7 protein-coding genes are annotated in these 10,186 nt (G+C 63.7%); 5 read left to right on the top strand and 2 right to left on the bottom strand.

The annotated features are described in order from the left end of the window. A partial coding sequence (locus AC1DS3_RS29460) for a helix-turn-helix domain-containing protein (protein ID WP_477128495.1) occupies nucleotides 1-886 on the bottom strand: 886 nt, incomplete at its 3' end. A 192-nt stretch (nucleotides 887-1,078) separates the two neighbouring features. Between AC1DS3_RS29460 and AC1DS3_RS29465 the strand changes: the two genes are divergently transcribed. Further along, nucleotides 1,079-3,490: an acylase gene (locus AC1DS3_RS29465; protein WP_477128496.1), complete on the top strand. Its 2,412-nt coding sequence runs from the start codon at nucleotides 1,079-1,081 to the stop codon at nucleotides 3,488-3,490. Nucleotides 3,491-3,692: 202 nt separating this feature from the next. Here the strand turns inward: AC1DS3_RS29465 and AC1DS3_RS29470 are convergent, their stop codons facing one another. Continuing rightward, nucleotides 3,693-4,511 (bottom strand): ParB N-terminal domain-containing protein, encoded by an 819-nt coding sequence (locus AC1DS3_RS29470; protein WP_441631113.1) that lies wholly within the window; start codon nucleotides 4,509-4,511, stop codon nucleotides 3,693-3,695. Nucleotides 4,512-4,785: 274 nt separating this feature from the next. On the opposite strand from AC1DS3_RS29470, the gene AC1DS3_RS29475 reads away from it, so the two are divergent. The 4 genes from AC1DS3_RS29475 to AC1DS3_RS29490 form a co-directional block, all read left to right on the top strand. Continuing rightward, nucleotides 4,786-5,931 carry a GGDEF domain-containing protein gene (locus AC1DS3_RS29475; protein ID WP_477128497.1) on the top strand — a complete coding sequence of 382 codons (1,146 nt, stop codon included), beginning with the start codon at nucleotides 4,786-4,788 and terminating at the stop codon, nucleotides 5,929-5,931. A gap of 751 nt (nucleotides 5,932-6,682) precedes the next feature. Next, nucleotides 6,683-7,939, top strand: a complete 1,257-nt coding sequence (gene ltrA, locus AC1DS3_RS29480) for a group II intron reverse transcriptase/maturase (protein WP_477128498.1) — start codon at nucleotides 6,683-6,685, stop codon at nucleotides 7,937-7,939. Nucleotides 7,940-8,252: 313 nt separating this feature from the next. Beyond that, a complete protein-coding gene (locus AC1DS3_RS29485; RefSeq protein ID WP_441631118.1) occupies nucleotides 8,253-8,738 on the top strand; it encodes a SixA phosphatase family protein in 486 nt (161 codons plus the stop codon). An 829-nt stretch (nucleotides 8,739-9,567) separates the two neighbouring features. Next, the coding region (locus tag AC1DS3_RS29490; RefSeq protein ID WP_477128499.1) for a methyl-accepting chemotaxis protein at nucleotides 9,568-10,186 on the top strand (619 nt) is incomplete at its 3' end.

Raw genomic sequence — 10,186 nt, forward strand, 5'->3', positions numbered from 1 at the left:
GGCTGAGCGTGGAGACTTCCAGCAGATGGCAGGCGCGCTCAGCCCGCAATCGGTGCAGGAACTGCAGCGGCGACATGCCTACGGTCTTCATGAAATGCCGCAGCAGTGTGCGTTCGCTGGTGGACGCCACTGCTGCCAGCCGGGGCAGGTCATAGGGCTCGGCCAGGTGCTGCTGCAGGTAGCGGCGCGCGCRCAGCGCCACGCTGAGGCGCGGGGCATCGGCGGCGGTCTTCAGCCAGATGTTGACGGCCTCGCCGCGCTCGGGCTGGTCCAGCAAGGCGTTGCCCAGCGTGCGGGCCAGGGCGCTACCAGCGGTATGTGCCACCGCCTGCAGCAACAGCGCATGCATGCGATCCAGCGCGCGGGAACTGAGCAGGTTGCCGCTCTTGACCACTGGCTGGTCGGCCTGCAAGCGTCGCCCGGGTTCGCACAGCTGCATCCAGTTGGCAATCAGCCACGGCACCGCCAGCTTGCGCTGCGGCGGCAAATCCATGGCTACCAGAAGCGCCACTGCCGTAAACGGAGCCACCACCAGCGCGCCGCGCGTAGCAGCTGCCGCGATGGCGGCGCGTTCGCGGTCCAATAGTGACAGCATATGCTCGAGCCCGGCGATGTGATCAAACAGCGGTGGCGCGATCACCACCATGGCGTCCTTGCCTGCGCCGGCCAACTCTTCCAGCGGCACGCACGTGCAGCGCAGCACGCTGGCCAGCGCCTGCCAGCGTTGCGGCTCGGCTACCGCCAGCCGCCAGCGGAAGGGCGCCGCCGTGCCGCGCCGCCGCCTTTGCATTGAGGCCAGCGTGTTGGCAATGTCCAGCATGTCGACCGCGGTGGATAGAGCGGAGACAACGGCCGAGGGGTAGCACAGCAGATAGACGTCCGACATGGCGCGGTGGGTTGTGGTTGGAAAGGTGCCGACCCGATGGCGGGAATGCCACCAATTGTGGCGGAATCCGCTCTACCTGTCACGGCCCCGATGCCCGACCATGTCAGCGGCACCATGGCGCGTCGCCTTTTGACGCGCAACGTTCCATGGGCCCACAGACACAAGAACACACAAGAACGAGGAGACAACACAATGAAGCAACGCATCGTGCGCGGCGCGACCGCACTTGGCGGCGCCGTGCTGGCGGCCGCCACCCTGGGCGGCTGCGCCACCGCAGGCAGCGACAGCGCCAACTGGAGCGAGGGCGGACTCAACGCCGAGATCCGCCGCACCGCCTATGGCATTCCCCATATCAAGGCCAACGACTACGCCAGCCTGGCCTTTGGCATGGGCTACGCATACGCGCAGGACAACGTCTGCCTGATGGCCGACCAGGTCGTCACGGTCAGCGGCGACCGCTCGCGCGTGTTCGGCCCCGACGAAAGTACCGAGGTGTCGTTCAAGCGCATCAAAAACAGCGAATCCKACCCATTCTTCCGCGCCATCATCGATGACGACGCCCTGCGCGCCGGCTACGCGCAGGCCACGCCAGAGGCGCGCGAACTGCTGCGCGGCTATATCGCCGGCTACAACCGCTACCTGCGCGATACCCCGCCGGCCCAACGCCCGGCTGGCTGCCGCAACGCTGACTGGGTGCGGCCCGTCACCGCCATCGACTTGTTCCGCCTGGCCGAGGAGAAGAGCATCCAGGCCAGCGCCGGTGCGCTGGCAGCGGGCATTGTCGCCGCCGTGCCGCCCCGGGCTGCGGGCGGTGCCAAGACCGCGCGGCAGGCGGGGGCGCTGGACGTAGCCAGCATCGACTTCGAAGCCGTCAACAACGACCTGCAGCTGCTGGATCCGCCGATCGGCAGCAACGGCTGGGCCTTTGGCAAGGAAGCCACCACCAATGGGCGCGGCCTGCTGCTGGGAAATCCGCATTTTCCGTGGACCACCACCAATCGCTTTTTTGAAGCGCACCTGACCATACCGGGCAAGCTGGACGTCATGGGTGCGTCCATTGCCTCGTTCCCCATCATCAGCATCGGCTTCAACAAGGACGTGGCCTGGACGCACACCGTGTCCACCGCCCGCCGCTTCACGCTGTATGAACTGAAACTGGCCGAAGGCGACCCCACCACCTACCTGGTGGACGGCGCGCCGCGCAAGATGACCCCACGCACCGTCAGTTATGCGGCAAAACTGCCCGACGGCCGTACCGAGCAGCGCTCGCACACCTTCTACATGACCGAATACGGCCCGGTGCTGTCCATGCCAGCGGCCGGCCTGCCGTGGTCCGCGCAAAAGGCCTACGCGCTGCGCGACGCCAACCGCAACAACACGCGTTCGGTCGACACCTGGCTTGACATCGGCCGCGCGCGCGACGTGGCTGGCATCCGCACCGCCATTGGCCGCCTGGGCATTCCGTGGGTCAACACCATTGCCACTGACCGTGAAGGCCGCGCCATGTTTGCCGATGTATCGGTCGCGCCCAACGTATCGGCCGACATGCTCAAGCAATGCGCGCCGGCCGGCGACAGCGCCGCGCTGGCCGCCAAGCTGATGCAGGGCACCGGCATGGTCCTGCTGGACGGCACGCGGGCTAGCTGCAACTGGACGGTGGACGCGGCATCGCCGGTACCGGGGCTGGTCGCGCCAAACGCCATGCCCGTGCTGCTACGCGATGACTATGTCGCCAACAGCAATGACAGTTCGTGGCTGTCCAACCCCAGCCAGAAGCTGACCGGTTTCTCACCGGTGCTGGGTTCCACCGAAGTTGCGCAACGCCTGCGCACGCGCGTTGGCCTGATGGAAATCGGCCGCCGCCTCGCGGGGGAGGACGGCCTGCCCGGGAACCGCTTTGACGTGCCCGGCCTGCAGGCCGTGCTGTTCCGCGACCGCAACCTCTCCGGTGAACTCGTGCTGGATGACCTGCTCGATGCCTGCGTCGGTACCAAGGACGCCGACCTGAGCGACGGCTGCGCGGCGCTGCGCAAGTGGGACCGCCACAGCAACCTCGACAGCCGTGCCGCACCGCTGTTCCGCGAGTTCTGGATGCGCGCCAGCAAGATCCCCAAGGTCTACGCCATCGAGTTCAACCCCACCGATCCGGTCAACACGCCACGCGGACTGCGCATGCGCGATGCGTCTGTGCGCACCGAGGTCTTCAAGGCACTGAAGGACGCCGTGCAAGCCATGCGCACTGCCGGCTTTGCACTGGATGCGCCGCTGGGCCAGGTGCAGGCCGCCACGGCGCCAACTGGCCGCATCGCCCTGCACGGCGGTGAGGAATACGAAGGCGTGCTCAACAAGCTGCAAAGCACCCCGGTGTCGGACAAGGGGCTGCAGGTCTACTTCGGGACCAGCTACGTGCAGACCGTAGGCTTTGACGAGCAAGGGCCGGTCGCCGAGGCGCTGCTGGTGTATGGCCAATCCGTAGATCGGCAATCGCCGCACGCCTTTGACCAGATGGCGGAGTACTCCGCCAAGCGGTGGGTGCGGCTGCCGTTCAGCGAGCAGGCCATTGCGGCGGACCCGCAGTTGAAGGTAACGCGGCTGAGCCAGTAAGGCGGCGGCGTTGGGAGCGGGGCCGCCGGCCCCGCTCCGCCATCGATAGGCGATCTGCGTGCGGAGAATGCGTACCTAAAAATTGATGGGCCTTGGTTCAGGCGAGCAGCACTACAACGGCGCGCTCTCGAATAGCGCAAGTCGTGCTTGAGCTAAGGCACCTGTACGCGCCCACCAGATAAGAGTGCCTCACAAGAGTGCCTCACGCAGCCGATAGCCCATCKCGGGCCTCTGCAAGCGCAATCGTCAAGTGCTGCACCTTCTTTTTCAACTGGTCGCGCTCTTCTGTGAGTTGCGCAACCAATAGCGTCAGGCGGTGAATGGCAAGTTGATCGGGGGTGGCGTCGCTGGGTGGGGGCGTCGGGTCAGACTTGGGCGGCACGCGGGCCTCGCGCACCTGTCTAGCCACCTGGCGCAGTTCCTTCTTGCCCCCGGCAACGGCCGCCACCTGCCTCTCGCCAGGCAAGGAGGCCACGGCAGCCGCGGCATTGATAGAAATCACCCCCGCCTTTACCGCGCTGACCAATTCGGGCGCAGCCGTCTTCTGGATTTTTTCAATCTGACCCAGCGTCGCACTGCTCACCCGCGCCGTGCGCGCAACAGCCTCGCGAGTCAGCACTGGACCGGCCCCGGATTGCGTGGCGACTTCAGCCCCGGCAGGCTCTGCGGAGCCCTGCTGGGCTTGCGCTTGCGCCAGACGCGCGGATACGATTTCCTTCTTTCGCAATGCGAGTACGCCTCGTTGGAAATCCGATACGCTGCGCCGCCCGAGGTGATTGTCGATCATCCACAGGTGCACATCGTCCATGGACTTGAACGTCTGGTTTTGTACCGTATTGAAAGGGACTCCGTGCTTCTGGCAGATGCTGTAGCGGTTGTGTCCGTCCACCAGGAGATCGCCCCACAACACCAGTGCGTCGCGGCACCCTTCCGTGAGTAAGCTGCGTTCTAGTGCCGCGTATTCGTCTTCTGTAAGTGGATCGATATAGGCACGGAGGTCTTCGTTGATAGTGATCGTCATGGGTCAAGCGAAAATGGTAGGACAGTAGTGTACACACTGCTTGCCTTACCAGGCGTCGGCCGACCTGGCGGCTGGGCGGCTGGGCGGTGGCTAACCGCCGGTACAATGTGCGCACAGTGCCATGTGCATAAATCGTTGTACCTGAACCAGAGCTAACTGGAACGTCTGTGGAGAAACCGCCAGCTTGAACGGGCACCCTGACATGACCGCATTTCCTAACGGCATCCCGACCGGTCAACGACCACGGTCAAATCTGTATCTCCACGGCTGACCCATGCTAAACCTGGACCTGCGCTCCATGTCGGCGATGACGGGGATGATCAATATCGCCCTGGGCATCGTCCTGCTGGCCTTTCGCCGCGCCTATCCTGCCTCCATCAAAGGGTTGCTACCCTGGGCGCTGGCACCGCTGCTTTGTGCGCTTTCCACCGCGTTCTATGCGATGGACGGGCAGTGGCCGGCCGTGCTCGTCGCACTTGGCGGCAACGCGCTGCTGCTCTCGGGCTGCGCACTGTTCTACTTCGGCAGCCAGCGCTTCTACGGGGTGCCCTGCACCTGGAAAAGCTGGCTCGCCCTGGGCATTGGCTGCCTGGCTGGCATTACCTGGTTCCTGCTGGTCCATCCCGACTACCGGATCCGCGTGTTGCTGCTGACCTCGGTGCTGGCGGCAATATGCCTGACCCATGCGCGGCTGACCTGGCAGCACGGCCGGAGTTTTGCGCCGCGTTTCATGGCGGTTGTCCTCGCTTTCCAGGGGCTGGCCTTGCTGATGCGGGCAGCGACGACGCTGTTCCAGGATGCCGCCGATACTTCGCGGTTTGCCCCTTCGGCTATTCAGACCGCGTACCTTGCAGCGTATTGCTTCGCGTCGCTCTTCGTCTGCCTTGGGCTGCTTCTGACTGTGAGCGAGCGGTTACGTGCGCAGTTCGAGTACCTGGCGCAACGCGATGACCTGACGGGCGTATTGAGCCGCCGCGCCGTGCTGCAAGCAGGAAGCATTGAGCTGAAGAACCGGCGCGGCGGCGGCCAGCCACTGTCGTTGCTGCTGATGGATATCGACCACTTCAAGCGTATCAACGACCAGCACGGACACCTGGTGGGTGACCGCGTGCTGGCGCATTTCGCGCAAATCGTAGGGCGGGCACTGCGCCACACGGACCATCTCGGCCGTTTTGGCGGCGAAGAGTTTGTCGTGCTGCTGCCGCATACGGGCATGGAGACCRCGCTCGCCATGGCCGAGCGCGTGCGGCACGCAGTCGAGCAGCAATCGGCCATCTCGGGGCAGCCCGCCTGCACGGCAAGCCTGGGGCTGGCCAGCATCGAGGCCGGGGAAGCGACTCTTGACGAATTGCTGGCACGGGCCGATTCGGCGCTGTATCGCGCCAAGGGGGAAGGGCGCAATCGTGTTGAGGCAGGCTAAGCCGCGACGCCCTCAATGCCGCGGGCGCGGGTGACTTGCCCCCGATGGCCAGTACGCTGGAGTGGGATTTTTTGGGGCTTCGCCGATTGACGGCAAGGGGACTCATGCCCGTCTGCTTGGGCGGTGGTGCTAGCGGATGGTGTTGGCTGACTGTCTCAACACAACGTTTTAACATAACCTCTAGCGGCCAAGCGGTAATGTCCGGTTCTGGCGTGYGCCGTGCAAAGGCGGCGCTTTTCCAGTGGGTGTAAGCCCCACCCGGCAATCCGCTCCAGCCGGAAGCAACCGGAGCAGCTATGGAGGTAACGAAATGGCTGAAGCCTTCGGGTAAGCGTGTCACGAAATACGGTGACAGCGCAAGTGTGCAGGCCGTAACGTGAGTKAACGCTGAGCAAGCMTCGAAAAGGACGATGCGCAGGCCGACCCGACAGCCATATCGGGGAAGGCTGACACGACTGGATGGATGAGCGAAGCAGTACCGCCAGTCGCTGCGCCGGGGTAGTGGCGACAGCATGTACACAAGGAAAGGGCACGCAACACGGGAAGCCCCATGGCGCGGTCAGGGATGATCAACCGGACGCCCGCGAGGGACAGGCCGGGCGCCGTGGGGYGGCGGAGAGGCTCGTAGTACCGTGGAAGCCGGGTAATGCCGGTGGAGGAAAGGGGCCTCAGTTCAAGACAGACGCAAGACGTAGTGAGGGACAGGAGATTGGGCAACCTATCAACTCCGATTAGTGTTCAGAAGCTGCAGATGGCGTTACACGCGAAAGCGAAGGCAGAAGCCGGTTATCGCTTCTATGCCCTATATGACAAGATCAGCCGCGACGACATTCTGGCTCACGCCTACGCCCAGTGCCGCTCCAACAAGGGCGCGCCGGGTGTGGATGGTCAGGACTTCGCGGATGTCGAAGCGTACGGGGTTGAGCGGTGGCTCGGCGAACTGGCGCTTGCGCTCAGAGAGGAGACTTACCGACCGGACCCTATCCGAAGAGTGTTCATCCCGAAAGCCAATGGCAAACTGCGGCCACTGGGCATCTCGACCTTGCGGGATCGGGTGTGTATGACAGCAGCGATGCTGGCGCTCGATCCGATCTTCGAGGCCGACCTTCCACCAGAGCAGTACGCCTATCGCCCGGGCCGCAATGCCCAGCAAGCGGTAGTTGAAGTGGAAGAGCGGCTGCACCGCGGTCACACGGACGTCGTTGACGCCGACCTAGCGGACTACTTMGGCAGCATCCCACACACCGAGCTGATGCAGTCGCTTGCGCGGCGGATCGTTGATCGGCGTGTGCTGCATCTGATCAAGACGTGGCTGGAGTGTGCTGTCGAAGAAGCTGACCCGCGCGGCCGGRAGAAGCGGACGACGGAGGCCAGGGCACCCATCTCACCACTACTGTCGAATCTGTATATGCGTCGATTTGTGCTGGCGTGGAAGAAGCTCKGGCTGKAGCACAGCCTTGGCAGTCGGATCGTGACTTACGCTGATGATCTCGTGATCTTGTGCAAATGCGGCAAGGCTGATGAAGCCCTGTCAGCGATGCGAGCGATCATGGGCAAGCTGAAGCTCACGGTCAACGAGGAGAAGACACGAATCTGTCGGGTTCCGGAAGGCGAGTTCGACTTCCTGGGATACACGTTTGGGCGGAATTACTCGGCAAAGACTGGCCAGCCCCGCATGGGAATGCGGCCGTCGAAGAAGAGTATCCGGCGGATGGTCGAGAAGGTCCATGCGCTRACCGCCCTGAAGACGGGATGGCAAGAGACCACGGCGATGGTGGGCAAGTTGAACCGCATGCTGCGCGGCCGGGCCAACTACTTCAAGGTAGGAACGGTCAGTCGCGCATACCGTGCACTCGACAGCTACGCCGCGACGCGGTTGCGCCGGTGGCTGCGCAACAAATACAAGGTCAGACGACGCAGGGGCGGAAGCTATCCACTCTCGCACCTCTACGGGCACTATGGGCTCGTACGTCTGACCGCGCGCGGGGRTGCAGCCTGGCGAGGGTGAAGGCGTGCAGTCTTGTCCGAGAGCCGGATGCGGGAGATCCGCCCGTCCGGTTCGATGAGGGGGATGTGGAAACGGAACCATGGTCAGGCTATTAGGGCACCGCCAAACGAAAGGGGCGGAAACATCGATGCCTGGACCTACCGTCACCGCGCCACATCTCTACTCTACCAAGTTGTGATGACCAGTTCTGGCGAGTGCGCCGTCGTGGTGCCCCGACCCACAGACCAGGCTACTTGGTTTGGTTTGGCTCAGGTTGAGGGCATGGAGCTGATAATCCTCGCTATCATTAAGGGGCTACCCCCTCGGCTCGATCATGAAAACTCTGTTTCTTGTGCGGCATGCCAGATCGAGTCGCGACGATCCATCCTTGTACGATCGGCAGCGACCCTTGGACGATCGCGGCCGTCATGACGCATCCAAGATGGGCAAACGCCTGGCTGATCGCGGGGTGGAGCCCGATCTGCTCGTGTCGAGCCCGGCGTTGCGTGCGCTGACCACGGCACAACTCATCGCCGACGAGATTGGCTACAAGCGCAAGGACATCGTCATCGATGAACGCCTCTACGCCAGCAGCCCGGACAACTTGCTTGCCGTCATTTGCGCACTCGATGACGGGCTAAGCCGCGTGATGCTCTTCGGCCACAATCCCGAGTTCACCGGCCTTGCGCAGCGGCTATCTGGCACGGTCGTAGACATGGCCACATGCGCCATCGCAGAGTTCTGCTTCGATGCAAAGGCGTGGGTGGATGTCTCGGAGATCGGCCCGACGAAGGTGAGGATGGACGCACCGAAGACATAGCGCAGACTTCGTCGAGGACCCCTTGCCCAAACCAGATCGAGGCGATCGAGTGGCGATTGCATGCGTTGCGTACCCAATTCTCGACGGACCCGGAGCGCACCCGCGAGCAGGTCGCAGTGGTGCAGGAGCCGCCAGCGCCACGGCGCACCGTGAGAGGGGCGCAACGGCTTGGGTATGGGCGGTGGTAAAGGCGCGCTGAGCTCGGGCCACCGAGAGAGGTCATGGCCCCCGCCACGGTGGGCAGACCGATCAGAACGTTGGGTAATCGACTGGAAGGGACTTCCCCGTCCCGAGGCTGCGGCGCAAGCCGCAAGTCGGCATCGAGGTGTCAGGACGGCGTGTTGAAACGCCATCGCGACCACCGGAGCGGACGTCCCATGTCGATGGTTATCGTGGGTATCGATCTGGCCAAAGACGTATTTGCCGTTCATGGGGGCGATGCGGCAGACAAAGCACTTCTCGTCAAGCCGGGCGCTACCMGTGACCAGTAGGCCGTGCCCCGGCGCGCGCGTCGTGATGAGGCATCTGGCACGGGATCGGTGCGCGGTTMGGTCCCGCCGTGCCATTTTCCTGCGCCCGCAGCCTGATGCAGCTTCCGCAAACCATGGCATGGATATTGCGTTGGCGACACACAGGCCAACGGCGGCCTTGAAACAATTTGGCAAGTCGCGATGACACGCTCCGACATGGAGCATCCCGGGCAACGGCGCCCCGAAGCGAAATGATCACGAACCGGACAACCGGTTTGCGGGCATCTCGCTTCGGGGCGCTTTTTCTTTGCCGGTCAGCGCGGTGCGCGTCTGCGTCGACACAACCTGCAAGGCATGGCATGAACGCTTTCTCTACTCAGTCACCCGAGGCCGAAGTGTCCGCCGAAACCATCGGCGGACTGATCAACCTTTCCGGAAGGCAGCGCATGCTGTCGCAACGGATCGTCCTCCAGATATTGCTCGCTTMGCGGGGAGACACTGCCGCGCTCGATATCGCACGCAAGTGCCTGTCAATGTTCGAGTCGGCGCATTCGGATCTCGTAACGGGCAATGCGCGTTTGCCCGGCACATTCTCCGGCGCTTTGCAGCAACTGTATTTTGGTAGTCCGCGCGCTGACGCGCGTATCCGTGAGTTCATCGCCCAGGTTAGGACAGCGATAGACGCACCGCTAGTGCTGGCCGACACCAGCCGGCGAGCGCCATCCCTCGATGTGCTGGTGGCGCAGGCCACGCCAGTGCTTGAACTGCTGCAGACCGTCACGCAGGCCTACCAGGAGGAGATGCACCGTTGCGAGGTCGCGGTGCGCAAACGCCACACCGATCTTGTCGAGCGGCTCGGCGGTATTTCGATGCAAGCGAACATCGTCGCAATGAATGCGCGCATCTCGGCGGCACGGGCGGGAGAGTACGGCAGGGAATTCGCGGTGATCACGCTGGTGCTTGCGGACATCATCAAGG

The sequence above is a fragment of the Cupriavidus sp. 01L46 genome (assembly GCF_056399905.1).